This window comes from Mucilaginibacter sp. P2_A5, from assembly GCF_056404995.1.
Genome location: NZ_JBFUCY010000014.1, coordinates 1 through 26,579, shown reverse-complemented (window position 1 = coordinate 26,579; position 26,579 = coordinate 1). Strand labels below are relative to the sequence as shown.

The following is a 26,579-nucleotide window of genomic DNA, read 5'->3' as shown; positions in this document are numbered from 1 at the left end:
CTGTTGAAATAACAACTTATTAACCTTAGTTTTAGCCAAACTAATTCCTAACCCACTATACTAAATCAATCATGGAAACCAAACCAAGAGACACCAACCCAATTACCGGCGACGAAGGCGCCCCAATCGATCTTGAACTTGCCGCACAATGGACAAAAAATCATAGGCACAGACATCCGGACGGAGTGGTATCTCAATTTTTCGGACAAAAGATTCTGAATACTATATTGCAACAGGACGGTTGCTTGGGCATTCGCATTTACTACGCCAACAAACAACATCTTACAGGCTGGCAAAAATTCTGGATTTCAGTTGGAAACTTCTTCATCAAGGTCGTAGCTAATGCCGAGGGTGAAAAACGTTTTGTGATAACGGGCGTGCGGGCCGATGGGCAGGACCAGTTACCAGGAGAGGTAAAAAAAGAGGTTGCTGCTGTATCTACAGAAATAAAAACTTTTAAGTTATCCGCAGCTTCTACAAGCGACGATATAGTTGGAAATCAGTCTCATCCTTGTCCTGGATCTTCTGGATGCCCGCAAAACGTTTTAAGCGGATCGTAACATAATATACTATAAACAAAGCAAAGAGGATATAGGGTAATGGCTTTAGATATTACTTTGGATATTGCTTCGACATGTTCGGGGTTTATGCCGGTTTTGGCCGGAATTTTTAACTATAAACGTCTTGATAAACTGTTAAAAGTTTCCATCGTTTACTTTATTATATCCTGCACTTTTGATCCCATTATGTGGCTAATGGCAAAAAACGGCGCAAAAAATAACATGCCGGTAATTCATGTTAATGTACTAATCTCACTAATTTTTTTTTCATACATTTATTATCATTTATTTAAAAAATCGGTACTTAAAAAATTTGCCATTGTAGTTGCCATTACCACCTTTTTACTAATGGTTTGTTTTAATAGCAACATGTTTGAATATCCAACGGTATCAAATACCGCTTTAAGTATATCATTGATTATATTGTCTCTGATTTATTTTTACCAGTTGCTAAATCCTTTAGAGTACATTGACATTGAAAAACAAGGTTTCTTTTGGATAAATGCCGGTGTGCTGTTCTATTCTGCCGTTAATATTTTTTTATTTATGCTATTGACGCAGATACCGGTAAACGATCGGCACAATTATCTTATCATTAATAGCATAACTAACATAATTGCAAACACATTATTTTCAGTAGGATTACTTTGCCAGCCACAAAAAACAACCTGATTCCGATATTAAAAATCGGGAAGGTTACTTTGCCAGCCCCAGAAAGCAACCTGATCCCCGTATTAATTATCGGGACATTAGTGGTGGTTGTATTAATCACCTGCTTATTTTTTTTCGTGATCATTTACCAGCGTAAAATGATCAAAAACCAGGTTGAACTGCGGGCCCTGCATGACGCGCGCCAAAGCGACCTGATGGCTGCCGTTTTTGAAACCCAGGAAAGCGAACGTAAACGCCTGGCCGAAGATTTACACGATAGTGTAGGCCAGGTGTTATCGGCCATAAAACTTAACCTGCACCGGCTGGATAAAAGCTGTGTTACCGATACCACGCAGCCATTGTTGGCCGATACCCGCAGGCTTACCGACGAATGCATCCAGGAGATCCGCAATATTATTCATAACGTTTTGCCGCCTGTACTAACCGATTATGGGTTGCTGGTAGCGGTTGAAGCACTGGCAAACAAGGTAGAGCAAACCACGCACATTAAAGTAAAGTTCAGCAAAAACATGCCCGATCAGCGGTTCCCGCAGGATATTGAGCTTACGCTTTACCGTATTGCCCAGGAGCTTTTTGGCAACGCCATTAAGCATTCGGATGCTTCAGTTATCCACCTTTCCATTAACCGGGAAGGCAATTTTATGGTGATGGAATTTAAAGATAACGGCGTTGGCTTTAACCTGCCCGAGGTAAAAAGGGGCTTTGGTATTAAAAACCTCGAGAGCCGGGTGCAGCTTATAAACGGCGAAATAAACATTTATAGCAAGCCATTAAATGGCAGCCTGACTACTATTAAATTAAAAATAGCATAGTTTTGTATCTTTAATCTATCTTTATCCAACTATTTGTTAATCAATGGGTACAATTAAATTAGGCATAGTAGATGATCATAAAATTTTCAGGAATGGTTTAAAGGCCACCCTTGAAGAATGCGAAGATTTTGATTTGATACTTGAAGCTTCAAACGGCAAAGAGCTGATGGGTTTGTTAACAACCCAAACTCCGGATGTGCTATTGATGGATATTAAAATGCCCGAGATGGATGGCATCCAAACGGCAGCCTTTGTACATCAGCATCATAAAACCATCAAGATACTGGCGCTATCGATGTTTAACGAAGACAAGTATATTGTGGATATGATGAAAGCCGGCGCATCTGGCTACCTGCTAAAAAACGCCGAACCGGAAGAAATCATTGAAGCGGTATCTACGGTACACAATAAGGGTTTTTATTTTAATGAGCACCTGTCTATCACCCTTATTAAACAGCTGGTAGGCAATGACCATTCCGAAAGCATTGCCCCCAATAAAGCTGATTTGAATGAGCGCGAAATTGAAGTGTTAAAACTGGTTTGCCAGGAATACTCCAACCAGGAAATAGCCGACAAAATTTTTCTGAGTGTACGCACCGTGGAAGGGTACAGGGCACGTTTATTTGAAAAAACAGGATCAAAAAACCTGGTAGGCCTGGTAATATATGCTATAAAACGTGGTATTATAAATGTAACCTGATTTTTTTATGCCGATAGCTTTTTGGCGCTGCTGGCAAGGTTACGCATAAATCTTTTGCGGTAATTAAGCGGGCTTAAATTCATTTTGGCCTTAAACATTTTATAAAAGTGGGATACATCGCCAAAGCCACTCTCGTACGATATTTCTGATATAGGCTTATCGGTTTGTACCAACTGCTGTATAGCGTAATTAAGCCGGTACTCAATTATAGTTTCCATAAATGTTTTGCGGGTTACTTTTTTAAAGTACTTGCAAAAAGCATTGGTGGTCATGTTGGCAATACTCGCTGCTGCATCCAATGATACCTGTTTCCTGAAGTTTTCTACCAGGTAAGCAAATACCGGGTTAATCCGTTCCTGCTCTGCCTTTGAGCGTTCGGCTATAATCCGGTGCTGATCAAGCAAAATATATTCGTCTGATGATGCCAGGCGCTGCAATATTTCCAGCAAACCTATCAATACCCGGAAATTACTTTTTTCTTCGACCAGGTTTTGCAGCAGCAGCTTTACATCCTGTTGCGTTTCCGAATGAAACGACACACCGCAACCGCTTTTCTGAAAAAGCTTTTTGATATGCAATAATTCAAACTTGTTAAAAAATTCGTCGCCCAAAAAGGTATCGTTAAACTGGATCACGATGGCGCTTGCCTCCTCGGGCAAAACATTGGCAATATCCAGTTTCCAGCAATGGGGCAAATTGGGGCCAAGCAGCACCAGATCGTCCGATGCAAAATCCTCCATATGGCTGCCCACGTACCGCTTGCCGCTGCCTTTTAAAATGCATGTCAGCTCATATTCCGGGTGAAAATGGTAGGGAGCGTCAAATGCCAGCTTATCAAATTTTTTGACAAGGAACGATTGGCTAATAGAGGGCTGAAGAACTTCGTACGAGGCTTTTATCATTGCATATTTTAACGTAGAATTTATTTTAAAGTTAGCTTACGGATAAAATAATCCATAATTACACCATTCATTTCATTTTTTGTCAGCTAAAGTTAAACTTACTTTGAATATAAACTAAAAAAAATATGAATACAAAGGTTTCTGATCTGTTTATACTGGACGATTTTAAAAAATTACCAGAAGAAACTATCCTCGAATTTCGCGAAAAAGGGCATACTTTGATTCAAAACATACTTTCAAATGAAGAAGTAGAAGCTTACCGCCCGATAATTGTAGACGCTGTTGACCGGTATAATACCGAGAAACGCAAACTGGAAGACAGGGATACCTACGGCAAGGCATTTTTACAGATTATGAACCTATGGCAGGTTGATGCCGATGTAAAACGCTTTGTTTTTGCCAAACGAATGGCCAAAATTGCCGCCGACCTTATGGGGGTTGAAAATGTACGTATATATCATGACCAGGCCCTTTTTAAAGAAGCCGGCGGAGGCCCCACTCCATGGCACCAGGACCAATATTACTGGCCGATAGATACCAACAATACAGTTACCATGTGGATGCCTTTGGTTGATATTGATGTAGATATGGGCATGCTCACCTTTGCTTCAAACTCGTATGTCAATGGCGCGGTATTTAACCATGAAATATCCGACGAGTCGGAATCGGCATTTGACGATTATGTAAAGGAGAAAGGCTTCCCGATAAGCAGGGCGCAAACCATGAAAGCCGGCGATGCCACCTGGCACCGGGGCTTTACCATTCACAATGCGCCGGGCAACAACTCCGATAAAATGCGCGAGGTAATGACCGTTATTTATATAGCCGATGGCGCACGCATCACGCCCTACAAAAACGACTGGCAAAAAAGCGACCACCACAAATGGCTGATGGGCAAACCCATTGGCGGGCTGATAGATTCTGAACTGAACCCTAAGCTGTTGTAATAAACAAAAAGCTGTTTTTATAAATAAAACAGCTTTTTGTTTATTATATGCTATACTATTTGACGGTGTTGCCTATATACAAATCCGTCATCGCTATTTATCATGGAGTGGCCACTGTCCACTGCTGGCAGGTCGATCCATTATAATCATATAATGCAAGCTGAACTCCGTCTGCCGTTGATGCGTTTGGCACCTCAACAACCCGGTTGCCATTTAAAGGAGTAAATACTAAGTTGCCATTACCGGCCCTCGACAAATCAAACTTCTGGCAATTATTATTGAGATAAGCATAAAGATCCAGCGGAGCCCCATTTGCCGCATTGCAATTAACAACATCTGCAGCTAAACCGCCTTGTGCACATGTTATTTTAAAAACACCGTTTCCAAGAGCAGTAAAATCCCATTGCTGGCATAAAAGTCCATTGCTTGTATTTTGTGCTATTGCTTGTTGCGAAGCCCCTGTACAGCCCCAGTCGTCCCAAACTTTACCGCTGTTGCTATTTATAATTTTATAACGACCGGCGGCTATCCAATCCTGCGTAATAAAAGGCCAACCACCCGACCAACCCATATTACCAACTGCCAATGTAGGCGTACCATTGTTATTGCCATCATAATAATGATAGGTAAGAAAATTGAACCCGTTTTCGGTATAGTAGCCAACCTGCCCCGGGCCAATATATTTACCCGATGTACTTAATACCGTAGTACCGCCGCCGCTAAGCAGGTTTACGCCGTTTTTATCTACATAAGTACCATTAGGGCTGGTCGACCTGCCCATTTGCACATAGTAAGTGCTGCTGGTTCCGTTGCAGCAAATCCCCTTATTGTAAAACAGGTAGTAGTAACTGCCATTCCTGATCACGTACGATGCTTCATTTTCGCTGCTACTGCTGCCGGCTATATTTTTAACTGTACTGTTAAGTCTTTTACCTGTTGCCGGATTTATTTGGGCTATCCAGATGCCGGTTAAGTGCGATCCGAATGTCATCCAGTAGTTTCCGCTGGCATCAGCGAAGACCGAAGGATCGATAGAACCGTATACAGTATTATTATCTGAGTAAACAACCATACCCTGGTCTGTCCATGTAGTTAAATCGGTACTGGTTGCTACACCTATTGCACAAGGCCTTGCACCCATCGAAACAGAGTAATACATATAATACTTGCCTCCCATGTAAATACATTCGGGGGCCCAAAAATTGCCTCCAAAGTTAGAAACGTAGGAGTTTATCCAGCTGGGCCAGGTACCTGAAGCGAAAACGGTTGAGGCTGTTGTCCATTTTATTAAGTCGGTTGAGGTAAGGTGATATATCTGATTACCGGTACCCCAGATATGATAAACCCCGTTGCGCTTAATTATGGTAGAAGGATCGTGAATGCCGGTAGCACCAGCTAATGAATTGATGGTTTTGGCCTTACTCACCATCGGCACTTCTGTTTGCGTAGAACTATTGAGCTTTTCGGTTTTTTTGCAGCTTATTATTATTCCCGCAGCGAGAATTATGCAAAGCGCGGCCAGTGAAAAATATCTTTTCATAAAAAATTTAGAATAAATGGTAATTGCCTACTCTTTTAGATTTTCGGCTTCGTCTTTAATTGGTAGTATCAATAAAACCCTGCAGGAAATTATTAGTGTTTATTTAACAATTATAATTAAATAAACGCCAAAATGAAACAAATTCAAAAAATATTTATTACCAGAATTAGTGTAAATAATACACTTTAGGAGTATAATATTTAGCTGGTAATCAGTATCAAACAAAAATTAACATTAATATAATATTATTTTACCAATAAAATGGAATATGCATAAAAAAAGAGCGGAGTGAGATGGACTGATTAATAATTGTGTTAATAACAACTAAATATATACAGGTGAAAACGTTTGGCTTCGGCAAGCCCCACCTTAAATCTATAGCAGTATGCATTGCTAAAAAAGTTGACTGATTTTGTGCCGGATTATAATCTCCGGAACCGGTTTTACAGGCTTAAATACAAAAAAAGGTTGCCGGTTTAATACCAACAACCTACTGTTAAGTCAATAGTACTAAGTCGTAAGTCTAAAGTTGTTTTTTTCTTTTTTTGGCTCAGAACCTAAGACTTTGGGCTAAAGACTATTCGTCAATTTATCGTTGACATGACACTACATGTTTTTTAAAATACATCCCTTAAAAAAACAAGGTAATTGCCAAAGCCTACCCTGCAACCCAAACCGCATCGACAAACCATTTTTTACCATCAAAAAACTGGGTTACCGGTGCAAACCCGGCATTTACGGCTATTTGATCTGTTTGCATGATGGTAAATTTCTGGGAAATTTCCATGTAGATGTATTCATCTTTTTGAAAATGGATAGTTTCTTTCCCATTGATAGTTACCTGCTGATCTTCCAGGCTGATAAGGTAACTTTTGCAGGCCCCGGTTTCGGGATCATAGGTTGGGTAATGATCGAATTTGGCAAGGTCAAAATTGGCATGAAGCTCCCTGTTGATCCTTTTCAGCAGGTTAAGGTTAAACCTCTTGGTGATGCCATCTTTATCATTATAGGCTGCCAGCACAACCTTTGGATCCTTTTTTAAATCCATTCCTATCAGCACCATATCGCCTTCAGAAAGGTGATTGCGTAATTCCCGGCAAAACTCAATAGCTTCGGGTACCGGCATATTCCCAATGTTCGACCCTAAAAACAGCACCACTTTTCGTCGTGACGATATAGAGGCTGCTTTCTTAAGCATATCAAAATACTCCCCGTTAAGACCGGTAATATTTAAGCCCGGCAAGGTAACGGGTAAAGTGATATTGAGGTATGATATTACATTATCGGATATATCGATGGGCAGATAAGTAAAATCGGCCTTTTTAGCCAACAGGTCTTTGAGCAGATAGGTTGATTTCATAGCATCGCCGGCGCCAAGTTCTATCAAATCAAAAGAATCGCCATCTGCAATAAGCGCATTGGTGATCTCGTCAGTCCTTTCCGAAAATATTTCCAGCTCGCAATTGGTTGGATAATACTCCTCGCAATTCATCAGCTCCTGGAAAAGTTTATCGCCATTGGCATCGTAAAAATATTTTGAATTTAACCGCTTGGGGGTTCCCCGTAAGCCGGCAATAACATCATTATAAAATGAATTTGTGTTTGTGTTTGATGCCGCCATCAAATCTGTTTGTGCGAAGGTTGAGTCCATATCTTCCTTTTTTGTGCGTTTACTTTGCAAGCCTTATGCCTGTAAACTGCCAACGTAAATGTGTTTGAAAAAAATTGCGGTAAGTTATCCTGCTATGCCCCGGCGAAGTTGCTTCTGATGCGCCACGCAACACCTTTTGATTTACCATAAACTTGCCATTGTATTCGCCAATTGCCCCTGGCGCTTTTGCAAAGCCGGGGTAAGGGAGGTACGAACTTTCCGTCCATTCCCAGCTTTTACCCCAGCTAAATTTTGTTGCCGCAGCCTCCCACTCAAATTCAGTAGGCAGCCTTAGTCCCTTCCATGAGGCATAAGCATAAGCCTCGAAATAGCTGATATGGCAAACCGGATCTTCTAAATTAAGCAACCTTAAGCCCTGGTAGGTATAGTTATACCATTCGCCATCAATTAAATGCCAGTAAAGCGGGGCCTCCACTTTATTGCTATTTACCCAATCCCAGCCCTCGGCATGCCAGTGCCGAAAATCGTGGTATCCACCATCGTTAATAAACCGCAGGTACTCCGCATTGCTTACCAATTCCGGGCTTATCTCATAGGCATTCAGGTAAACTTTATGCCGGTTTAATTCATTATCAAAACAAAAGCCATCGCCTTCAAAACCTATCTCATAAATACCTTCACCCATCTTTATAAAATCAGGGCTGGCAGCGCCTTCTGTTTTGGGCGATACATAGCCATCATCATAAGCCGGAAATAGTGGGTTATGCCCTAAAATGTATTTAATATCGGTTAGCAAAAGCTCTTGGTGTTGCTCCTCGTGGTTAAAGCCAAGGATAAGCAACTCCCTTATTTCTGCCGATGGTTCCTGGCATAGGAATTTGGCCATGGCCTCATCCACATAAGCCCGGTACAGGTAAATATCGGCAACTGTAGGCCGGCTTAAATTACCCCTGTCGGTACGGATAACCCGGTTGCCAACGGTTTCATAATAGCTGTTAAAAACGTAATTGTAATTGGGATTAAATTCCTGGTAGCCCATGAAATATGGCTTCAGGATAAAGGTTTCAAAAAACCAGGTAACATGACCTATATGCCATTTAGGCGGACTAACATCAACCACGGGCTGCACCACGTAATCTTCGGTTTGCAGGGGGCTGCAGATCTGCTCCGTTCGCTGGCGAACTTTTTTATAACAATCAGCTAAATCCATCGGGTTACTTGTTATTCAAATATCGTTTGAGGTTTGAAATTGTTTTAATACCTAAACTTTTTGCCTGCTGCCGGCGCATCATCAGCGCGTAGGCATTATTAAAGCCAATGGGCCTGAGCCATTTTACCTGGTAGCGCTTTTCAAATTCCTGCTGCACATAATTATAGGTGCTATCCTTACTTTTAGTTACCTGGGCAACCGTTTTTGGCGATGCCTGTAAAATGGCCAGCAAACCGGTACCTGTGTACTCGGGGTAAAAATCTATCTGGTCATTGGTCAGTGCATCAAAACAAATTTTAGTGCCGCCAAGGCCGGTTTTTGTTGCCACATCATAATTGGTATAACCGCTTATCAGCATGCTGTATATATTAGCCAGAATGTATTGCTCACCAAATATTTTTGAGCCGATACGAACGATTCCGGCATTCCCCTCTCGGGATGGTTTATATAGTTTATTTGCCTCCAGGAAATCCTTCGCTACCCGTTCGGGGCTTTGGTGAAGATAGTCGGTACGGTAGTTTAATTCCGTCATAACGGAATCATTTATTTTGCCTGATAGCAGGTTTAATGTCTTTTCAAGGTCAGGAAATTTTTTGAGCGATTCTTCCCGCACAATTGGGGCAGCATAGTACGGAGGAAAAATATTTTTATCGTCATCCAAAACCACCAGGTCATAAGCCTTTAGCCGGCCATCGGTAGAGTAACCGCTGATAACATCCAATTCCTTTTCAAACGCGGCTTTATACATCACCGCGTCGCTGATGACTACAGTATGAATTTTTAAACCGTATTTACTTTCAAGCCCCAGGTTGCCATCCTGCCTGCCCATAAACTCGGGGGTAAAACCCGCTATAAGCTTGCCTCCATATGCAGATGGGATAAAATAGAAAGATGACAATAGTACCAACAAAACCGGCAATGCATAAGTACCTTTCTGTACCTTTTTAAAATTAAGTTTTTGCAGCCGCGACAGCAAAAAATCGAAGATAATGGCCAGCAGGGCGGCCGGAATAGCCCCTGCCAGTATCATATTGGTATTATTGAGTGAAATGCCGCCGAAAATAAACTCGCCTAAGCCGCCTGCGGCAATATATGAAGCCAATGTTGCCACGCCCACATTTATCACCGTAGCGGTGCGGATTCCGGCCAAAATAACAGGCATAGCCAAGGGGAGCTCTACTTTAAACAAAACCTGCCACTTATTCATACCCATTGCCACTGCCGCCTCCTTTACCGAAGCATCTACCCCGGTAATGCCCGTATAGGTATTACGGATGATGGGCAACAGTGCATAAAGCAACAGGGCCACAATAGCGGGTTTAGCACCAATACCAAGAATAGGGATCATGAAACCCAACAGGGCGATGCTCGGAATGGTTTGCAGTATGCCGGCTATGCCCAACACCGCGCCGGATAACTTTACTTTACGGGTAATGAAAATGCCTAATGGCAAGCCAATGATAACAGCTATAAAAAGGGAGATAAATGTAAGGCCGATGTGCTGCAGGGTTTGCATGCCAAGCTTATCGGCCTGTTGCTGCATAAACTCCCATAAGGATTGTTGATGCTCACTCATGCCCTTGCTTGTTTTTATATTGATAAAACGCCGACATCAGCTGCTCAAAACTTACCGATTTCTGCTTATCGTTATCCTGGCCAATACGGATGGTTTCTTCATCGCTAAACTTGAAACTTTCCAGTGCCGACCATACATCAATATCGGCAGATAACGATAATCCTTCGGCCTTTTTACGTGTGTTGGGCAGCAAATCCCAAAGATCGTTTAATCGCACCGCCCTGAACTCCAGTTGCAGGCGCTGATCTTTCAGGAAATTTTCGACAAAATCATTGGCCGGGTTAAACAATAGTTCAGCAGGAATTCCTGATTGAACAATTTTTCCTTTGTCCATCAGGCAAATCCTGTCGCCCAATTCAAAAGCTTCCTGTACATCGTGCGTAACCATAATGATGGTTTTTCGTTTCAGTTCATCAAGCGCTTTAAACTCTTTGTGAATGTTTGACCGGGTTACATTATCCAACGAACCAAAAGGCTCGTCCATGAGCAACACAGGAGGATCAGACACCAAGGCCCTGGCCAAACCTACACGCTGTTGCTGGCCGCCACTCAATTCATTAGGATAAACATGCAGATAGCTTTTATCCAGGTGTAGCTTTTCCATTAACTCGGCAATGCGGCTTTCGGTTCTTTTTTTATCCCATTTCAGTAGCTGCGGCACTATGGCGATGTTTTCGGCCACGGTATAGTGAGGAAACAGGCCATTGTTTTGTAACACATAGCCAATGCCCCGTCTTAAAACCTCAGGCTGCTGCTCAAGTATGTTTTTATTATTGATGTAAATATTACCGCTGCCGGGCTCAATCAACCGGTTGATCATTTTTAGTGTAGTGGTTTTACCACAGCCACTTGTGCCCAGCAAAATAAGGTTTTCCTGCGCCTGCACCTCGAAAGAGGTAGCGTCGACGGCTTTAACCATACCAAACTGTTTGCTTATGCCGTCAACTTTAATCATACAGTAAAACTAATCTTCAAGCGCCAGGAACAGGTTATTTAACGATTCGGAATACAACGGGTGTGCAAAAACGCAGTAGCGGATCCTGTCGTAAGTAATGCCACCCTCCATAGCCATTTGCAGCACAGTCATGATCTCGCCACCTTCGGGGCCCAATACTGTGGCCCCTAATATCTTTTTGGTTTTAACATCAACTATAGCCTTCATAAAGCCACGTGTATCACCGGTTTCAATGGCACGGGCCACCCGGGTCATGGGCAGTTTGGCCACTTTGTAATCCAATCCCTGTTTTTGTGCCTCGGTTTCATCTATCCCAACCCTACCCAATTGTGGGTCGGTAAACATGCAATAAGGCACCGGCCTGTCGGTAATGTTCAGGTTTTGCTTTTCGATGAGGTTGCGGTAAACTATGGTATAATCGTTGTACGAAATGTGCGTGAAAGCCGGGCCGCCTTTTGCATCACCAAGGGCGTAAATGCCTTTTACATTTGTTTCAAGCTGGGTGTTTACTTTAATGTTGCCTTTTGCGTCTGTTTCTACCCCCGCGTTATCTAAGCCCAGCGTTTCAGTTTGCGGTGTACGCCCAACTGCTACCAGCACATGGCTGCACCTGATTTTTTTTTCTTCGCCATTTACCGTTATCGTAGCCGTTATTTTACCGCCCGGTTTCTGTTTGAATTTTGTAGCCTGTGCATCTGTAAGTACGTTGATCTTTTCGGCTTCCAGGATCTTTTGCATTTCGGCAGAAATATCCTCATCCTCGCGCGAAACTATCCTTGCAGATTTTTCTAAAATAGTAACCTTACTGCCAAAGCGGCGAAACATCTGCCCAAACTCCAGGCCTATATAATTGCCACCAAGCACCAATAAGTGTTCCGGCACATAGTCAAGATCAAGAATGGTGGTTGAGGTAAGATATTTGATATCACCTAGTCCGTAAATTGCAGGGATAAACGGTTTGGCACCCACGTTTAAAAATATCAGGTCGGCCTGCAGGTTTTGCTTTTTGCCATTTTTGAGTTTTACCGAAACTGTTTTATCGCCCGTAAATGTTGCTTCGCCAAAAACAACATCCAGCCCTTTTGTTTTTTCGGCAGCGTGCTGGCTCCCAATACGCGATTGCATTACTATCTCGTCTTTGCGCTTTTTTATACGGGGCATGTTCACAACAAATTTCTTTACCGGCACACCCAAATCGGCGCTTTTGTTGGCCATATAAGCCGCCTTAGCCGATGCCACCCAGGTTTTGGTTGGGGTACAGCCATCGTTAACACACGTACCGCCATAAAAACGCTTTTCAATAATCACAGTTTTCATTCCGGCCAGTGCCAGCTTTTTGGCAAGCGGCGCCCCCGCCTGGCCAGCACCTATAACAATGGCGTCAAATTTTTTCATTTTTATGGGGTTACTTTAACACCTTTCCAAAACGCTACATAGTTGGTAATGTTTGCGGCGGCATCTTTAGGCTGCGGGTAATACCAAGCGGCGTCGGGATTTTTCTTCCCATCAACGTTAAGGGTATAATAAGATGCCAGCCCTTTCCACGGGCAGGTAGTATGTGTGTCGGTAGTTTCCAGGTATTCGCTTTTTACACTTTCAATAGGGAAGTAATGGTTGTTTTCAACAACAATAGTATCATCGCTTTCGGCAATGACCCGGTCGTTCCAAATGGCTTTCATAATATGAATAGATTTTACGATAAAGATAGCCTTAACCCATGCAGATTTACAATGCAATTGGCTTATTTTGTTTACCAATTAAATATATAACATTCATAATCAGCATTAAATAAAAAAAGTTTAAAATTTATTTTTATTTAATCAATTAAGCTTTATCTTTGCATTCCCAAAATAAGGGAAACAAAAATAAAAAAAGGCCCGTTCGTCTAGGGGTTAGGACGTTAGATTTTCATTCTAGAAACAGGGGTTCGATTCCCCTACGGGCTACTAAAAACGCTGATTTCATACAAGAGATCGGCGTTTTTTGCTTAATGGGGCGCGCAATAGGTAAAATTTCTACGAAGTTGAATGACGCGGAATGAAGCTGAAACAATGACATTCTACCGTCGTAACCTCATCATTAAAATAAGCCCCCGAACAACCGAACATTTAAAAAGATTGATTTTGATGTTGACAAATGAGATTTGATCAATCAATTTACCCGTTATCAAAAAGGGTAAAATTCTTAGTTTATATCACAGAGCAGGATATCTTATAATGGAATCTTCACGTACCTCAAAAGCGTGGCGGTAAAGTTTCACCTGATTTGGCGGATAAATAATCGCATTCACGAAAAGGAGCGGTTCCTACCGAGAAAGTTCTGCGATTTAAGCCAGTAAATTTGTTGAGAGCGCAACGATAACTCAGTTTAATGAGGGAATAGCCATCGGCAAAAAAATCAAACGGCAGACGGCATTAAATCATTTAACGAAACAATCTTAATTTACAATTTCACATTTCGTTAAGTACATCTCATACTCACTTGATAACGTTCCAGCGTAATTACCTTGAATATGTATAGTTTGTCCTACTTTAATATTTAAAATCTCCTTAGGCCACTTATTTTTGGTACTGTTACAGTTGGTACATCTTATTTTTCTTAGCAAATGTGATCCTTCAATTTCTAACGATAAACTTGGGCAATCGAACGGATTTTCTATGCTACCAATGACTCCTGTTACATCAATCCAATCATTGTTGTAAATTTTATCAAATGCAACTTTGTTTGAACTAAATCTTTGAAACCAAGAATCAGCAGAATAATCGCTTTCAAATGTCGGCTGGTCAATCTTTGTATGATTAACAAGTTGAACCGAATCTGCTGGGATGGGATCGTCCATTAATTCTCTTACACTATCCACATTATGTTTTTTGATTATAATTAAAGCAATTAACACGAATGCTATTATGCATATAGCCGCTAAGGCGCGAGTTTTTCTGCTTAGCTTCTTTGTGTAATCTGGTTTGTCAATGGTTTTCATAGAAGGCTTGGGTTTACCTTCAGTACCGGAGGTCATTTAAAACAAGCAGCGTGGTACTGATAGCCATCTGCAGAGAGGTACTGGTATACCTAAAGCACAAAAAACTAAAAGCCCACGCTGTAGCATGAGCGATAGTTTTCCTCTTGTGCTTTTAAAAATTACCAGTTTTCTCTGCAAGCTGAAACTAACGCTGTATCGTTAACTATATGTTATATCCTTTTTTTATCTATTCAATAATTTTTTGATTTATTATTTCATGGGCTAATATCGGCGATTTAATTCGTAAAATAAAGTTTGGCCAAGCTTTCAAAAATGCTGGCCTGCCGCAAGAGCAGGCCTACAGCAGCGAAGCGCTGATATAGTTTGCTTCTTTCTTGAGCGATAGCGAAAGGAAGAAGTAAACCGGATATAGTAATTTGCTTTCTTTCCTTGTTATCTCTTATTGTAATCTTATACTGCGACGCGGTCGACTCCCCCCGGGTCAATTAAAAGATTTCCCCAGGTCAATATAGTGACCACCCCATTCCTACATGGGAGTTATGTAAGATATAAACACAAATATTTAAAAATGGAACATCAGAAAAAACAAGGGAAAGAGTTTGTATCACAATGGAGCAATCTAAAGGATAAGCACAGGATTTATGTAGGCTTGGTGCCTCTTTTAGAAGACGCAGAATTAAATTGTCCTGCGAGAATCCTATTTCACATCGTAAGTTCATTGAGTTATGTCGAGGGCTTTTGCTATGCAACAAATGAGCTTTTAGGAAGCCGGCTGGGGTTGAAAAAAGGAATGGTTAAGCGATATCTCAAAGAATTACAGGATTTCAAGTTAGTGAGGGTAGATATGGTGCCATGCAGCAGAGGGTTTCAAAGACAGATACATGTTGATTTTATAGGAATTACAAAACGATACGCAAAGATTCAAAAGAAACAAGTAAATAATGAAGAGGTGCAAAGTAAACCAAAGCTTCGCCTAAGACAAAGTTCACGGTAGTTTTTTTACTTTAAAAAGTACCAAATTCTTGTAAATCAATATATTAAATAAAATAAACATTGTCAAAAACTTTATTTTCCCAATAACTCGCTGGAAATTAGCCAGCATCAAACAACAAATAATTATGAAACTAACATTCAATCTCAAATTAACATTACGCACAGATAAGGTAAAAGCTGATGGTAGTATCCCGATTTATTGGGCGGTACGGTATACTTCTGGTACCAATCGCTTACCAACTGGTAGAAGCATACAAATCAAAGATTGGGATAGCCAAAATAGCCGTCTTAAAAATAATTGTAAAGAAAATCAGTTGACCAATGCCTTTTTCGACAAGCGGAAAAGTGAATTTAATTCCTTCATGCTTGAGGCTTTGACAATGGGAAAACCACTGAGCCTGACAATCGCAAGTAACTTTTTCAGGAGTGAAACCAAGGAAACATTTTACAGTTTCTTTGAGCGCCAGATCGAAATATGGAAGGTAAGCAAAGAACACAATACGATTAAATCATACCGCTCAACTTTGAATGTGCTCAAACAGTTCAGAAGCAAACTTGAATTTGGTGAGTTGACTTACAAGTTTATAGAAGATTTCGACTATTACATGAGCACAAAACGCAATAACGGAGCGGGCGGCAAGTTCACAAAGCACAAATGTTTGAAAGCTACGATAAGGCAGGCCATAAAAGCCAACTACATGAAGCCGAGTGATAACCCCTATAGTAACGGTAATGGTTTTACCATAAAGGCGGTGGCCGGCAAACGGGAGTTCCTAACTATTGATGAAGTGACTAAGATAATGAACCTGGAAATACCTGATAAAAACGGATTTTTAAACCGGGTGAGGGACTTGTTCATTTTTAGTTGCGTGACAGGATTACGTTATTCAGATGTAGTAAACCTAAAATGGGCAAACGTCGATACAGCGAAAAACGCTATCACGGTTGAGATGACCAAGACTAAGAAGCAAATTACTATACCATTGGTAAAACAGGCTTTGGAAATCTTATCAAAATATGGTAAGCACACTATTAAAGTGCCATTAGCGAAGGTATTACCTCAAATGACTAATCAGGTACTCAACCGGGAGTTAAAGGTGCTAATAGAGAATTCAGGGATTAACAAACCTATAACCTTTCATTGTGCCCGTCATTCATTTGCATCGAATTTGATTGAGGCTGGTACACCGATATTGTTTGTCCGTGACTTACTCGGACACCAGAATCTTAACGAAACGCAGATTTACGCAAAAGCTTTGATGAAAGACCTACACGGTAGCATGGATAATTTGTCTTCACTTTACAAGAAGGCCGTTTAACCATGGCCGACTGAATATCAAAACTCTCAAAACAACCATGCTATACATCCGCATGGAATTTAAAAATCAAAACATGGAAAATGATGAAAAATAATACCGCCAAACTAATTCCAACGCGAAGCTATCATGCTTCCCCTCGCCTAACTCATGACTTCAAACGTAAACTTGAAAGAAATGTGAAGTTGCTGTTCGTAAACAAGGAACTTATTGAGTTTATAGAAAAGACTCTTAAAAAACTGCCTCAGAAGGATAAGTTAGATTGTTTACATTATTTCAAAAAACTTGCTTTGCAGGTACACCGCGTCCCTGATCCTGACCACTATAAAGCTTTTGAAGATTTATATCTTGAGGAAATGAGCAAGATTGCTGATGAGCAAAAGTTTTATAATCCCATAAAATGGATTATCGCGGAAATTGAATATCTACAAGCAAAGATTGGGGCACTGGAAGCGGATAGTCCACAGCAGAATGAGCAAATAGCATCGGAAAAGATGTTTGATGAAGAACTTGTACCTGAAAAAATGGTGATTAAAATTTTAGGCATGAGCAAAAGCAAACTTTTAAGGCTAAGAGCCGAAGGGTTGCCTTCTCAGAAAATAGGGAAACCGATATTCTATGATTTGAAGAAAGTCAAAGAGTGGTTAAAAACCGAAGCCGCGTAACTGCCGAGCCTGGTCCGAAAGAATCAGGCTTTTTTCATGCTTTTAAGTGACGAGGGCAAACGATTCTTGGGTTAACTGGATAAGTGCCCACGCCAAAGCAAAAGCGGCTCTCTCAACAGATTTTTCCATTAAAATAAACTCATACAAACGATAACTACCATGACCAAGAAGTATAAAACTAATCATGCCAATGAGCATAAGAAACAGCAACATTGTGTTACCTGTAATCGCTACGTCGCACACCATGAGCGCTACCCAGATTATGTATGCAAAAAATGTGTTGAGCTTGCCAAAGATAAAAGCGGCAATCCGGTGGCTTTCTATAATATTACCGCATCAGGCCATGGGTGTCAAGGCAAATATTCCGTTGACGGTAAACTTTATCGAGGAAATATCTGCTATATTAAGGATATTAAATGTTTTGCTGAAGAAGCTTACTTTGGCGGTATTGTCATCAGACCATTTAAGCGAAATCGCAAAGTAGGAGAAGCATCCGTCGTTTGTGAGATTGAGCCTGATGAAATAAAGATTATGACATGAGAAAACTATTTTCCCTTCCTCAGTTAAGAGGAGAAAAGGGGGCTGGGGGGAAAAGTGGTGTTTGTGTGAGCGCCGCAGGCACCTCTCCGGGGAAAGGTAATCTGTTTTCTCTCTGAGAAAGTAAAATAGAATCTTCTCGTCTAATGATGTGTAACCCCAAACAAAACCATTTGATGAAAAGCAAAGAAGGCTTTGAAGTTTGATGAACCTGTAAGGAGATCAAGTCTCAAGGCCTATTTTGTTGAAAATCCTTTGAATACTCAGAAAACGATGGGGAACAATAGTCAAACAATAATAATTCATTTGGTAAGTTTGTAAAAAAACAACATTTTGCTCATCAACTTAATACCAATGAGCAAAAATCACACTTATCCTTTAAAGTATGGTAGCTTTGAAGATTTTTACAACAATAGGCTAACGCAATTCAAAGCTCAAAACCCAACGTTTACTAGACTTGATGGGCTGATGAGTGGTAGCAGCCAAAATGCTTTCGCATATTTTATTTATCAAAATAAATGTTGGAGAATTGATGCTGACTGTTCTATTGAAAAACTTGATTTAGCTTATAGTCGTCTGTTAATTGATAATGAAGTTCTGATTGAAAAGCCGACGCGGAAAAACAAGAATATCTGTCTTGAAATCAAAGGTGAGCCTTCTTTTAAAAAACTTTTTTATGTGTATTTAACAGCTCTAAGCGTTGAATGAATATACTTGAACATTCAAACAGATCGTTGTTCAAACTTGTATAGATTTTTTTATTGTTCAGTCACCGCTTCAAAGGAAATTATAGTAAAAAAATGCTTGAGAAGTTACCTAATGAGTAAGTCTTCAGCGATTCCGCTAATCATTGCGCCTGGGCATTAAAAAGCATCTTAAGCACATCAAAGATTGAAGAGTTTTTTGGTATTTGCGTTCTCAAATCATCAGAAACTTTATCTATTGCCTTCCCTATCTATTTTTCTTATATGTGGCCTTGTATAGGAGAATAGCCCAAACCGAAGCAACCTTTTTGTAGCGTAAACAATATATTTGCTTAATAACTCTAAACTAATTATCATGGAATACACATTTATAAAGCATATTGATCACGGAGGATTTGGTAAAGTAGAGAAGGTTAAAGGAAGTGATGGACAGTTTTATGCCAAGAAAACATTTGAACTTGACCCAAGAATGATGGAGGGGGGGCTTGAAGAAAATGCTAAAAAAAGATTTATACAAGAGGCGCAATTTCAATCAAGTTTAAATCATAAAAATGTAGTTCCTGTGATAGAATTGTTTATAGATTCTGATCCACCTTTCTTTATAATGCCGTTGGCGGAGGGTTCCTTAGAAGAAGATGCAAAAACAAAGGCAATTAACGCATCGAACTTCATGCAACCTATACTAGACATTCTTTCGGGGTTAGAAGAACTTCACTCTTTAGATATCTATCATAGGGATTTGAAGCCCAGTAACGTATTGAGATATCGTGATGAACGCGGAGCAGTATATTATGCTATTGGTGATTTCGGGTTGATGAGTTTAAAGCATAAAACAGGCATAACCGCTTTAACTTCGGCAACTATGAAAAAGGACTCAGATTACTATACCGCACCGGAAATAAACCAACATCTTCGAAATGCAACTGCCGCCTCGGACATTTATTCCGTGGGGTGTATTATACATGATTTTGTTGGAAAGGGAAGTAGAATACCAATGTTTCAGATAATAGATAGAGGATCTTACTCTGAAATACTCGCAATTTGTACTAAACTTGATCCTAAGAAAAGATTTCAAAGTGCAGCTTCGTTGCGAGATGTTTTGGCAACCGTTGACATTGATATATCGGTAGCGAACACTGAAATTGGCACCAGAATCAAAGAATACTTGGAACGCAATGAGGCGATACTCTCAGAAGAAGAGATTGACGAAATCTCTAATTACTTAGAAGATGATTTAGAAAATGTTATTGAAAGAAAAAGTGTTCTTTTGCAGATCGACTTAGAACATATCGAGATAATTAAAAAAAGTGATGGCCTCAAGCGTTTTGCGAACATATACTGTGAATTCATAAAAAACGGTAGTTTTCAATTTGGATCTTGTGATGCATTAGCTTCAAGGATTAGTAAACTAATAGAAGGTGAAGGCCCAAGTACCCAGACAGATGGAGTAATGGCTTTGCTATATATGGGCACAAATCACAACCGGTGGTATGTAGAAAATATGTTTCAACGAAGGGTTGATAGTTCAGCTGATTTGAATTTTATCAAAAGGTTAAATATGGAATTTGAGGTAGAAGGAAAAAAAATATGTACAGCATTAAACCATTTAACCTGGTCAATTCGTTTTTCGTATGATTCAATGCATCCAATTTTATTAAATACTGTAAATAAAATTTGCAAAATAAATGATTGAGAAGTTTGGCTACTCTGTTATCGGTCCAAGAGCTAAAAATGAAGACTATTATGAGTCAGCGCGAATTGATGATGGTGAATTATTTTGTGTAGCTGATGGGGTTGGGGGTAATTCTTGTGGTGGGTTTGCATCAAAATTTAGTGTCAAAACGTTTATCGAAGATGTAAGATCGTCCATTAATGACACTACTAATTTTAAAGATATTTTAATTAATGTACATGAAAAGTTAATAAATGAAGCATTTAGTAGACCTAAATGTAAGGGTATGGCGACTACTTTTATAGGCTTATTTTTAAAACGAAATTACGCTTATGTAGTACATACAGGCGACAGTCGATTGTATCTTTTAAGAGGAAACGGTCTAAAACAGCTTACTCAAGATCAAACCGAAGCGCAAAGATTAATTAATGAAGGTCTATTAACATTTAGTACAGCTTTGTCTTACCCTCGCCGAAACATTTTAGATAGTGCTTTAGGGATTGATAGGATGCCGGCGATATCATACTTTAGCTTTATGTGCAATTCCAGTGATCGTTTAATCATATCAACCGATGGCTTCTACGATGCCTTTTCTAAAGTTGAACTTAGAGATCTTTCGATTTCGAATAAAAAATTTGGAGAATTTTGTCAACGGATTAACGGCCTTTTAAACGAAAAGAAATTAAAAGACAATGCTACGTATTTAAGCATTGAAATTAACCCATGAATGAATAATCGAATAAGCCTACGGTAGGAAAGTTAGAATTAACCTTTCCATTACCGAAATTTGTGGCAGATTGAGTAATCGCCGTACTGTTTCATATTAAATTACAAATTGCACATATACCCAGCCTTGATCGCAATCGTTACGCTCCGGCAATAAAAAGCGTATTTAAGTGTTTCGGGAGGCCGAGACATTGCTGATATCTAACCTTACGGGGCAATTATTTTACCTATAGCGTTACCTGGATTTTTAGTGCTTAGATAGGTTTTGTAAAAACGGATATTCCCAAATGGAATCGAACCTACCATGCGGTAATACAATAGCTATCTTTGTCTAAAATTAACTGATTAAAGTATGGCATTATATATACCCTTTTATTACTGGATATGAGAAAACAAATTTTTCAAAGGATGAATAATATAAATCAAACAAGAAATGAGCATATCACAAATAACGTCGTTTCTATGGTTCACGCTAATATGCTAATTCATATAAGAGAAGTTGATCTTCATGATAATAGCTTAGCCTTGGAAAAACAAGGGAGGAAAGAAGATCAGGCTTTGTATGACAAATTAATAATGGAATATAGGGACGAGACAGGAAAATTCCTAACGGCTTGGGTTCTATAAATATTCGATCAATTGTTAGTGACTATGGTAACAAATGTTATACTTTATCTCGATAATTTAGCCTGAATAAGCGTGACAATTCCCCGATTACTGTGAAAGCAAATAATTTATTTCGCTTATGTTGTTGCTTAAACCGTTCTAATATTGTGTATTTTTAAAAGCCTAAATATTATATAATGTTTAAAATCTTATCGCTTGAATTCTATAGTCACCCTTTTTTTGGTTCGACCATTATCCCTTTTGTTGAGTCACAAGAGATTGGAAATAATCATTATATCAGTTTCATAATTGGGCCAAACGGAACAGGGAAAAGTAAAATATTTTTGACTCTTATAAATATAATCAACTCAATTCAAGGTTGGCAAAGGCAAAGGCGATTTAACTTCGATTTTGCTTTTAAATTGAAATATGTTAGTAATGGAAATCTTCATGAACTTTATTTTAATGGTGAAACTATCTATTTTGATTACGTTGTACTTGATTTCTTTTCTGAAGATTTAGAACTTCCTGACAAAACGCTTATATCATGTTTTAGCTTTAATGATAAATACCCTCTACGTGAACAGCGTGGTAAAGTGCTAAATGATAAGTATCATTATCTCGGATTAAAATCGGCCAGTAATAATATTTTCATTTCTAACCCCACAAAAAATGCGATAGGTAACCTTTACCACGCCATACTAAAAAATAAAGACATTGAGCCACTACGGGAAGCGTTCACGATACTTGAATTGGCTCCACGTATGACTCTTGTTTATAAGACAGGGAAATATTTTAAATTTTTAACGCATTTCGCGAGAAGCAGTAGTGATATGTCTAATCGTGACTTTGCAGACCTTTTCCGTGCAGTAGTGGACGAGCGCAGAAGAACATCTTTTCAGCCAGAGCTTAAACGGTTAGGTAATGAGAAAATCGATAATTTTTTCGGTTTTGAAGAGAACGTATCAGATTTACGACACTATTTAGATCAGCATTTAAATGAATTAACTCAAGTTTATAAACGAGAAATTGGATTGATGCCTGTGCTTGACCTTGAATCGGAGCACACATTTGCTAATTTCACCAGTCATGTGTCGCCGCTACAAGCGCTTAGTGATTTAGAGATTATTAGCTTTCAGCGTTTCGAAATTAAAAAACAGCGTGAGAACTTTTCGTTTGATGATGCCAGTAGTGGAGAATATCACATAATTCTTACATTTTTAAATATTCTGTCATTGATGGACGATCGTTCACTCGTTTTAATAGATGAACCTGAGATCAGCTTACATCCAAACTGGCAAATCCGTTACATGGACATCTTTAATAGAATATTTTCAAAGTTTCCAGGTTGTCACTTTATTATTGCTTCACACTCTCATTTTTTAGTAAGCGATCTTCAGCATCGGCACTCTTCAATTATTGCTGTTACCAATTCTGAGAATGGTGCTATACAAGCAAGGATGTTGGATGCTAATACTTATGGCTGGTCCGCAGAGCAAATCTTGCTCGATATATTTAATGTTGCAACCACCAGAAATTATTATTTGACTGCGATTGTCGGGAATATTCTTAAAGAATTAGCACATATTGACCCAGATTTAGCAAAAGTACGCTCCGATATTCAGAACTTGAGACGTTTGGACATATCAAATTTAAATGAAAATGATCCTTTAAAGGCTGTTATTGTCAAATTGATAAATAAAACCAATCCTGTATAGTATGCTGCAATTTGACTTGAAAGACATAAGCACACTTAATAAATACCCCCCTGGCGCAGGCAGAACATGGGAGGAAAGTATTTATAACCGCATTAAAGGAAATATAAAAAAGTATTATTGCATACAACAGAGGAGACTTTGTGTCTATTGTCGCACCGAACTAACCTCAGCATGCCATTCAGAACATATCGAGCACGTAGTAAACAAAGACCTAAAACCACAATGGATGTTCGAGCCACTCAACCTCGGCTTATCTTGTAGTCAATGTAACACAAAAAAAGGAACTTATAATACACTTAGGTCACACCTGCATATTCATAACCTCGCAGTATTACCACAAGGCAGTTACCATTATCGAATTGTACATCCTCATTTTGATAACTACGATTTGCATATAGAAATCGAAGATGATTTTTACGTAAAAGCGAGAACTCGCGATAAAGGGCAGCAGACGATTGATATGTGCCACTTGTGGCGCCCTTTGTACGCAGATCGCCGCGCAAGAGCTATAGGATTGTCGCAGGCAGGCCGACACACGGCGTGGCTATTTCGCGTGCAAAAACCAGGAGTATCTCAACAAGAAAAAGACGCTTTTTTAGAGGAAATTGATGATCTCGCCGCAATTTTAATTGTTTAAACTTAAAATATTGGCGGCTGATTGCGTTGCCCTTAAAAGGAATCGAACCCTTAAAAAGGCTGGCCGTTTAAGCCTGCCCTTATAAAAATATCAGTTGTTAAACCTTTTGATAACTTGCAGTTCCTAATTCAAATTCATAACGCGCTGCCTTATCAACTATAGTCACTTCATTTGGAAAATGCAACTGTGTGATGATCAAATCACTTCGTAAACCTTTGTTTAATCCTTTTATTACTTCCAATCTTTAAAATATTTTAGCGAATTTCGTAGGGTATGAAACTTCCCCATCCAATTCCTTACCAAGGCAGTAAGCGTAATTTAGCTAATCAAATATTAGCTTTTTTCCCCAAGCCTCTGTCAAAACTTATTGAGCCATTTGCCGGGTCAGCTGCAATATCTATCGCCAGCGCCTTTCATAAAAAAGCTGATAACTACTTAATAAATGATATAAATAAACCCTTAAGTAGTCTATTAGAAATGATCGTTAACTGCCCTGATAAAATATCAGATAAATATCAACAATTGTGGAATGATCAACATGATGATCACAATATTCATTTTCTAAAAGTTCGCAGTGATTTTAATCGAGATCGGGACCCTGCATTATTGTTGTTTCTCTTAGCAAAGTGTGTCAAGGCTGCGGTTAGGTATAATGCATATGGGGAGTTTAACCAGAGTTCGGACAAGAGACGATTGGGTAAACAGCCGGATACCATGAAGAATGACATATATAGTGTATCACATTTATTGAAAGGTAAATGTACTTTTATGGCCGAGGATTACAAAATAGTGTTAGATCGCGCTCTACCTGATGATTTAGTTTATATGGATCCACCGTACCAGGGAACTGGGAAAAACGGAGGATTTAATTATGCTGGCAATATCATTTTTGAAGAATTTGTTAATTCTCTCACAGACTTAAATTCTCGCAATATTCCATACATCTTGAGTTTTGATGGCAGAACAGGAGATAAGACGTATGGAATTGCTCTACCTGACAACCTTAAGCTCTATCCAATTGAAATTAATGCCGGTAGATCATCACAAGCAACACTTTTAAATCGAAAAGAATACACAGTTGAACTTTTATATTTATCACCTTCCCTTGTGTCAAAAATAGATTTGGAGAATATTTTGACATTACATACATTGCAAGAAAACGGCCTTTTTGCAATTTATGGAAACCAAGAATCAAGATTATCCTGATGATTTTATAAAGTATATTCAGTCAGTTACAAACAAGAGGGCAAAAATAGTAATAGATCACATCCTTAAGCATGGGTTTATAACTACAGAAGACCTTGAAAATACCTATAAGTATAGCCACCCGCCGAGAGCTGCCAGAGATGTAAGGGAGGCAGGAATTCCATTGGTTACTTTTAGCACTAAGTCTATCACCGGTAAATCAATCGCTGCTTATAAGTTTGGTGATCCTAACTCAGTTAAAAGAGATAGAATAGCTGGTCGGATTACTTTTACAAAAAAATTTAAGACCAAACTTTATGAAAAATATAATGGTCACTGTTCAATTTGTAATGGAGAGTTTGAAGAAAGATATTTACAGGTAGATCATAGAGTTCCATATCAGATAGCTGGTGATTTGGTATCTATTATCGACGAGAAAGAATATCTTTTGCTATGTGGATCGTGTAATAGAGCAAAGTCTTGGTCTTGTGAACATTGTAAAAATTGGAGTGAGATTCTAGACCCTAACATATGTTTGCAGTGCTATTGGGGTGATCCGCTAAGCTATTTACATATTGCCTTGGAAAATGTCAGGAGGTTAGATATTCAGTGGTCAGCTGAAGAGATTGAACAATACGATAAATTTAAATTATTGTCAGAATACAAGGGTATAACTGTTATCGAATTATTGAAAGAGGTAATGTCTGAAAGTATTGAGAAGCCGAAGTAAATAGGGGTGTGTTTAGGGGCTAATTATTTGATCTAATAGCCTTTGTTTGATTTGAACTGCATTATATTGAGAAAAATTTCTGCATAAAAGATAAATTAATAGTTAATTAGGTACTCTCGTCGGGACACGAACTCATGGGGATGGAAATGGGGCAAATTCAAATGACACTTAACAATGCGGTAACAAGTCATTTTGACACTCAATAAAGCGGATACGATACAAAACCAACATCAATCTAATTCCCCTACGGGCTACTACAATAAGTTTAAACCACTAACAAAATGATTGTTAGTGGTTTACTTGTTTTTAAACTAAGGTATTTTCTCTGCCAGACTTTGGATCAAGCCGTATTTCTGGGGGAAGATCAGTTTAAGCAGGATCAAGCCGTATTTCTGGGGGAAGATCAGTTTAAGCATATATTTTAGCGAGCCTGAAGAGGAAAAAGGTAGTATCTCTAACACCTCTTGAAGTAGCCCTGAATGCTTTGATCTTGGCGTTGAATGATTCTGCTGAGGCATTGGTACTTCTGTTGTTAAAGAAGTTCAGGATCGATTCATAATGCGTTTGTACAGACCTTGCCACCGTTTTAAAAGCATCTATTCCCGACTCTTCCACATCGTTATA

At 39.3% G+C, this 26,579-nt stretch carries 28 protein-coding genes and 1 tRNA gene; 18 read left to right on the top strand and 11 right to left on the bottom strand.

Going from position 1 to position 26,579, the window contains the following annotated elements:
- Positions 1–71: 71 nt before the first annotated feature.
- The 4 genes from AC1DXF_RS13665 to AC1DXF_RS13650 all read left to right on the top strand — a co-directional run bounded on the left by AC1DXF_RS13665 (position 72) and on the right by AC1DXF_RS13650 (position 2,744).
- Positions 72–560, top strand: a complete 489-nt coding sequence (locus AC1DXF_RS13665) for a hypothetical protein (RefSeq protein WP_477449295.1) — start codon at positions 72–74, stop codon at positions 558–560.
- Between the two features lie 39 nt (positions 561–599).
- Entirely contained in the window at positions 600–1,232 is a 633-nt protein-coding gene (locus tag AC1DXF_RS13660; protein ID WP_477449294.1) for a hypothetical protein, read from the top strand.
- Positions 1,233–1,369: 137 nt separating this feature from the next.
- Positions 1,370–2,044, top strand: a complete 675-nt coding sequence (locus tag AC1DXF_RS13655; protein ID WP_477449293.1) for a sensor histidine kinase — start codon at positions 1,370–1,372, stop codon at positions 2,042–2,044.
- A 43-nt stretch (positions 2,045–2,087) separates the two neighbouring features.
- Positions 2,088–2,744 carry a response regulator transcription factor gene (locus AC1DXF_RS13650; RefSeq protein WP_477449292.1) on the top strand — a complete coding sequence of 219 codons (657 nt, stop codon included), beginning with the start codon at positions 2,088–2,090 and terminating at the stop codon, positions 2,742–2,744.
- 5 nt (positions 2,745–2,749) lie between these two features.
- On the opposite strand, the gene AC1DXF_RS13645 is transcribed toward AC1DXF_RS13650, so the two are convergent.
- Positions 2,750–3,646, bottom strand: coding sequence for an AraC family transcriptional regulator (locus tag AC1DXF_RS13645; protein WP_477449291.1), 897 nt, complete (start codon positions 3,644–3,646; stop codon positions 2,750–2,752).
- Between the two features lie 125 nt (positions 3,647–3,771).
- Between AC1DXF_RS13645 and AC1DXF_RS13640 the strand changes: the two genes are divergently transcribed.
- Positions 3,772–4,593 (top strand): phytanoyl-CoA dioxygenase family protein, encoded by an 822-nt coding sequence (locus AC1DXF_RS13640; RefSeq protein ID WP_477449290.1) that lies wholly within the window; start codon positions 3,772–3,774, stop codon positions 4,591–4,593.
- A gap of 100 nt (positions 4,594–4,693) precedes the next feature.
- Here the strand turns inward: AC1DXF_RS13640 and AC1DXF_RS13635 are convergent, their stop codons facing one another.
- The 7 genes from AC1DXF_RS13635 to AC1DXF_RS13605 form a co-directional block, all read right to left on the bottom strand.
- On the bottom strand, positions 4,694–6,133 hold the full coding sequence (locus tag AC1DXF_RS13635; protein WP_477449289.1) for a family 43 glycosylhydrolase: 1,440 nt from the start codon (positions 6,131–6,133) through the stop codon (positions 4,694–4,696).
- A gap of 658 nt (positions 6,134–6,791) precedes the next feature.
- Complete coding sequence (locus tag AC1DXF_RS13630; RefSeq protein ID WP_477449288.1) at positions 6,792–7,784, bottom strand: L-histidine N(alpha)-methyltransferase; 993 nt, start codon at positions 7,782–7,784, stop codon at positions 6,792–6,794.
- A gap of 19 nt (positions 7,785–7,803) precedes the next feature.
- Positions 7,804–8,955, bottom strand: coding sequence for an ergothioneine biosynthesis protein EgtB (gene egtB / locus AC1DXF_RS13625; RefSeq protein ID WP_477449287.1), 1,152 nt, complete (start codon positions 8,953–8,955; stop codon positions 7,804–7,806).
- Positions 8,956–8,959: 4 nt separating this feature from the next.
- The gene (locus AC1DXF_RS13620; RefSeq protein WP_477449286.1) at positions 8,960–10,531 is read right to left on the bottom strand and encodes an ABC transporter permease/substrate-binding protein; all 1,572 of its coding nucleotides are present in this window, start codon (positions 10,529–10,531) and stop codon (positions 8,960–8,962) included.
- Positions 10,524–11,486 (bottom strand): ABC transporter ATP-binding protein, encoded by a 963-nt coding sequence (locus AC1DXF_RS13615; RefSeq protein WP_477449285.1) that lies wholly within the window; start codon positions 11,484–11,486, stop codon positions 10,524–10,526. Before AC1DXF_RS13615 ends, AC1DXF_RS13620 begins: the two co-directional genes overlap by 8 nt.
- Positions 11,487–11,495: 9 nt before the next feature.
- The gene (locus AC1DXF_RS13610; RefSeq protein WP_477449284.1) at positions 11,496–12,881 is read right to left on the bottom strand and encodes a mercuric reductase; all 1,386 of its coding nucleotides are present in this window, start codon (positions 12,879–12,881) and stop codon (positions 11,496–11,498) included.
- A gap of 2 nt (positions 12,882–12,883) precedes the next feature.
- The gene (locus tag AC1DXF_RS13605) at positions 12,884–13,165 is read right to left on the bottom strand and encodes a DUF427 domain-containing protein (RefSeq protein WP_477449283.1); all 282 of its coding nucleotides are present in this window, start codon (positions 13,163–13,165) and stop codon (positions 12,884–12,886) included.
- Positions 13,166–13,360: 195 nt separating this feature from the next.
- On the opposite strand from AC1DXF_RS13605, the gene AC1DXF_RS13600 reads away from it, so the two are divergent.
- Positions 13,361–13,432, top strand: a tRNA-Glu gene (locus AC1DXF_RS13600).
- A gap of 491 nt (positions 13,433–13,923) precedes the next feature.
- Here AC1DXF_RS13600 and AC1DXF_RS13595 read toward each other — a convergent pair.
- Positions 13,924–14,466 (bottom strand): OB-fold protein, encoded by a 543-nt coding sequence (locus tag AC1DXF_RS13595; protein ID WP_477449282.1) that lies wholly within the window; start codon positions 14,464–14,466, stop codon positions 13,924–13,926.
- A 568-nt stretch (positions 14,467–15,034) separates the two neighbouring features.
- On the opposite strand from AC1DXF_RS13595, the gene AC1DXF_RS13590 reads away from it, so the two are divergent.
- The 10 genes from AC1DXF_RS13590 (at position 15,035) to AC1DXF_RS13545 (ending at position 24,040) form a co-directional block, all read left to right on the top strand.
- Positions 15,035–15,460, top strand: coding sequence for a hypothetical protein (locus AC1DXF_RS13590; RefSeq protein ID WP_477449281.1), 426 nt, complete (start codon positions 15,035–15,037; stop codon positions 15,458–15,460).
- A gap of 124 nt (positions 15,461–15,584) precedes the next feature.
- The gene (locus AC1DXF_RS13585) at positions 15,585–16,778 is read left to right on the top strand and encodes a tyrosine-type recombinase/integrase (RefSeq protein WP_477449280.1); all 1,194 of its coding nucleotides are present in this window, start codon (positions 15,585–15,587) and stop codon (positions 16,776–16,778) included.
- An 80-nt stretch (positions 16,779–16,858) separates the two neighbouring features.
- Positions 16,859–17,440, top strand: coding sequence for a hypothetical protein (locus AC1DXF_RS13580; protein ID WP_477449279.1), 582 nt, complete (start codon positions 16,859–16,861; stop codon positions 17,438–17,440).
- A gap of 159 nt (positions 17,441–17,599) precedes the next feature.
- A complete protein-coding gene (locus AC1DXF_RS13575; RefSeq protein WP_477449278.1) occupies positions 17,600–17,980 on the top strand; it encodes a hypothetical protein in 381 nt (126 codons plus the stop codon).
- Positions 17,981–18,331: 351 nt separating this feature from the next.
- Entirely contained in the window at positions 18,332–18,685 is a 354-nt protein-coding gene (locus tag AC1DXF_RS13570; RefSeq protein WP_477449277.1) for a hypothetical protein, read from the top strand.
- A gap of 351 nt (positions 18,686–19,036) precedes the next feature.
- Positions 19,037–20,374, top strand: coding sequence for a serine/threonine-protein kinase (locus AC1DXF_RS13565; RefSeq protein ID WP_477449276.1), 1,338 nt, complete (start codon positions 19,037–19,039; stop codon positions 20,372–20,374).
- The gene (locus AC1DXF_RS13560) at positions 20,367–21,080 is read left to right on the top strand and encodes a PP2C family protein-serine/threonine phosphatase (RefSeq protein ID WP_477449275.1); all 714 of its coding nucleotides are present in this window, start codon (positions 20,367–20,369) and stop codon (positions 21,078–21,080) included. The genes AC1DXF_RS13565 and AC1DXF_RS13560 overlap by 8 nt, the downstream gene beginning before the upstream one ends.
- Positions 21,081–21,463: 383 nt before the next feature.
- Complete coding sequence (locus AC1DXF_RS13555) at positions 21,464–21,706, top strand: hypothetical protein (RefSeq protein ID WP_477449274.1); 243 nt, start codon at positions 21,464–21,466, stop codon at positions 21,704–21,706.
- A gap of 176 nt (positions 21,707–21,882) precedes the next feature.
- Positions 21,883–23,403, top strand: a complete 1,521-nt coding sequence (locus AC1DXF_RS13550) for an AAA family ATPase (protein WP_477449273.1) — start codon at positions 21,883–21,885, stop codon at positions 23,401–23,403.
- 1 nt (position 23,404) lies between these two features.
- Entirely contained in the window at positions 23,405–24,040 is a 636-nt protein-coding gene (locus AC1DXF_RS13545) for a hypothetical protein (RefSeq protein WP_477449272.1), read from the top strand.
- A gap of 97 nt (positions 24,041–24,137) precedes the next feature.
- Here the strand turns inward: AC1DXF_RS13545 and AC1DXF_RS13540 are convergent, their stop codons facing one another.
- Positions 24,138–24,281, bottom strand: coding sequence for a hypothetical protein (locus tag AC1DXF_RS13540; RefSeq protein ID WP_477449271.1), 144 nt, complete (start codon positions 24,279–24,281; stop codon positions 24,138–24,140).
- 32 nt (positions 24,282–24,313) lie between these two features.
- Here AC1DXF_RS13540 and AC1DXF_RS13535 point away from each other — a divergent pair, with 32 nt between their 5' ends.
- Together AC1DXF_RS13535 and AC1DXF_RS13530 are read left to right on the top strand one after the other, a co-directional pair.
- Positions 24,314–25,246 (top strand): Dam family site-specific DNA-(adenine-N6)-methyltransferase, encoded by a 933-nt coding sequence (locus AC1DXF_RS13535; RefSeq protein WP_477449270.1) that lies wholly within the window; start codon positions 24,314–24,316, stop codon positions 25,244–25,246.
- A complete protein-coding gene (locus AC1DXF_RS13530; RefSeq protein ID WP_477449269.1) occupies positions 25,218–25,955 on the top strand; it encodes an HNH endonuclease in 738 nt (245 codons plus the stop codon). Before AC1DXF_RS13535 ends, AC1DXF_RS13530 begins: the two co-directional genes overlap by 29 nt.
- A 408-nt stretch (positions 25,956–26,363) precedes the next feature.
- Here the strand turns inward: AC1DXF_RS13530 and AC1DXF_RS13525 are convergent.
- The coding region (locus tag AC1DXF_RS13525) for a transposase (protein WP_477449268.1) at positions 26,364–26,579 on the bottom strand (216 nt) is incomplete at its 5' end.

What these genes read in the sequence shown, in the direction of transcription:
- AC1DXF_RS13665 (WP_477449295.1), top strand. Translation starts at nt 72, where the DNA reads ATGGAAACCAAACCAAGAGACACCAACCCAATTACCGGCGACGAAGGC.
- AC1DXF_RS13660 (WP_477449294.1), top strand. Translation starts at nt 600, where the DNA reads ATGGCTTTAGATATTACTTTGGATATTGCTTCGACATGTTCGGGGTTT.
- AC1DXF_RS13655 (WP_477449293.1), top strand. Translation starts at nt 1,370, where the DNA reads ATGATCAAAAACCAGGTTGAACTGCGGGCCCTGCATGACGCGCGCCAA.
- AC1DXF_RS13650 (WP_477449292.1), top strand. Translation starts at nt 2,088, where the DNA reads ATGGGTACAATTAAATTAGGCATAGTAGATGATCATAAAATTTTCAGG.
- AC1DXF_RS13645 (WP_477449291.1), bottom strand. Translation starts at nt 3,646, where the DNA reads ATGATAAAAGCCTCGTACGAAGTTCTTCAGCCCTCTATTAGCCAATCG.
- AC1DXF_RS13640 (WP_477449290.1), top strand. Translation starts at nt 3,772, where the DNA reads ATGAATACAAAGGTTTCTGATCTGTTTATACTGGACGATTTTAAAAAA.
- AC1DXF_RS13635 (WP_477449289.1), bottom strand. Translation starts at nt 6,133, where the DNA reads ATGAAAAGATATTTTTCACTGGCCGCGCTTTGCATAATTCTCGCTGCG.
- AC1DXF_RS13630 (WP_477449288.1), bottom strand. Translation starts at nt 7,784, where the DNA reads ATGGACTCAACCTTCGCACAAACAGATTTGATGGCGGCATCAAACACA.
- egtB (WP_477449287.1), bottom strand. Translation starts at nt 8,955, where the DNA reads ATGGATTTAGCTGATTGTTATAAAAAAGTTCGCCAGCGAACGGAGCAG.
- AC1DXF_RS13620 (WP_477449286.1), bottom strand. Translation starts at nt 10,531, where the DNA reads ATGAGTGAGCATCAACAATCCTTATGGGAGTTTATGCAGCAACAGGCC.
- AC1DXF_RS13615 (WP_477449285.1), bottom strand. Translation starts at nt 11,486, where the DNA reads ATGATTAAAGTTGACGGCATAAGCAAACAGTTTGGTATGGTTAAAGCC.
- AC1DXF_RS13610 (WP_477449284.1), bottom strand. Translation starts at nt 12,881, where the DNA reads ATGAAAAAATTTGACGCCATTGTTATAGGTGCTGGCCAGGCGGGGGCG.
- AC1DXF_RS13605 (WP_477449283.1), bottom strand. Translation starts at nt 13,165, where the DNA reads ATGAAAGCCATTTGGAACGACCGGGTCATTGCCGAAAGCGATGATACT.
- AC1DXF_RS13595 (WP_477449282.1), bottom strand. Translation starts at nt 14,466, where the DNA reads ATGAAAACCATTGACAAACCAGATTACACAAAGAAGCTAAGCAGAAAA.
- AC1DXF_RS13590 (WP_477449281.1), top strand. Translation starts at nt 15,035, where the DNA reads ATGGAACATCAGAAAAAACAAGGGAAAGAGTTTGTATCACAATGGAGC.
- AC1DXF_RS13585 (WP_477449280.1), top strand. Translation starts at nt 15,585, where the DNA reads ATGAAACTAACATTCAATCTCAAATTAACATTACGCACAGATAAGGTA.
- AC1DXF_RS13580 (WP_477449279.1), top strand. Translation starts at nt 16,859, where the DNA reads ATGATGAAAAATAATACCGCCAAACTAATTCCAACGCGAAGCTATCAT.
- AC1DXF_RS13575 (WP_477449278.1), top strand. Translation starts at nt 17,600, where the DNA reads ATGACCAAGAAGTATAAAACTAATCATGCCAATGAGCATAAGAAACAG.
- AC1DXF_RS13570 (WP_477449277.1), top strand. Translation starts at nt 18,332, where the DNA reads ATGAGCAAAAATCACACTTATCCTTTAAAGTATGGTAGCTTTGAAGAT.
- AC1DXF_RS13565 (WP_477449276.1), top strand. Translation starts at nt 19,037, where the DNA reads ATGGAATACACATTTATAAAGCATATTGATCACGGAGGATTTGGTAAA.
- AC1DXF_RS13560 (WP_477449275.1), top strand. Translation starts at nt 20,367, where the DNA reads ATGATTGAGAAGTTTGGCTACTCTGTTATCGGTCCAAGAGCTAAAAAT.
- AC1DXF_RS13555 (WP_477449274.1), top strand. Translation starts at nt 21,464, where the DNA reads ATGAGAAAACAAATTTTTCAAAGGATGAATAATATAAATCAAACAAGA.
- AC1DXF_RS13550 (WP_477449273.1), top strand. Translation starts at nt 21,883, where the DNA reads ATGTTTAAAATCTTATCGCTTGAATTCTATAGTCACCCTTTTTTTGGT.
- AC1DXF_RS13545 (WP_477449272.1), top strand. Translation starts at nt 23,405, where the DNA reads ATGCTGCAATTTGACTTGAAAGACATAAGCACACTTAATAAATACCCC.
- AC1DXF_RS13535 (WP_477449270.1), top strand. Translation starts at nt 24,314, where the DNA reads ATGAAACTTCCCCATCCAATTCCTTACCAAGGCAGTAAGCGTAATTTA.
- AC1DXF_RS13530 (WP_477449269.1), top strand. Translation starts at nt 25,218, where the DNA reads ATGGAAACCAAGAATCAAGATTATCCTGATGATTTTATAAAGTATATT.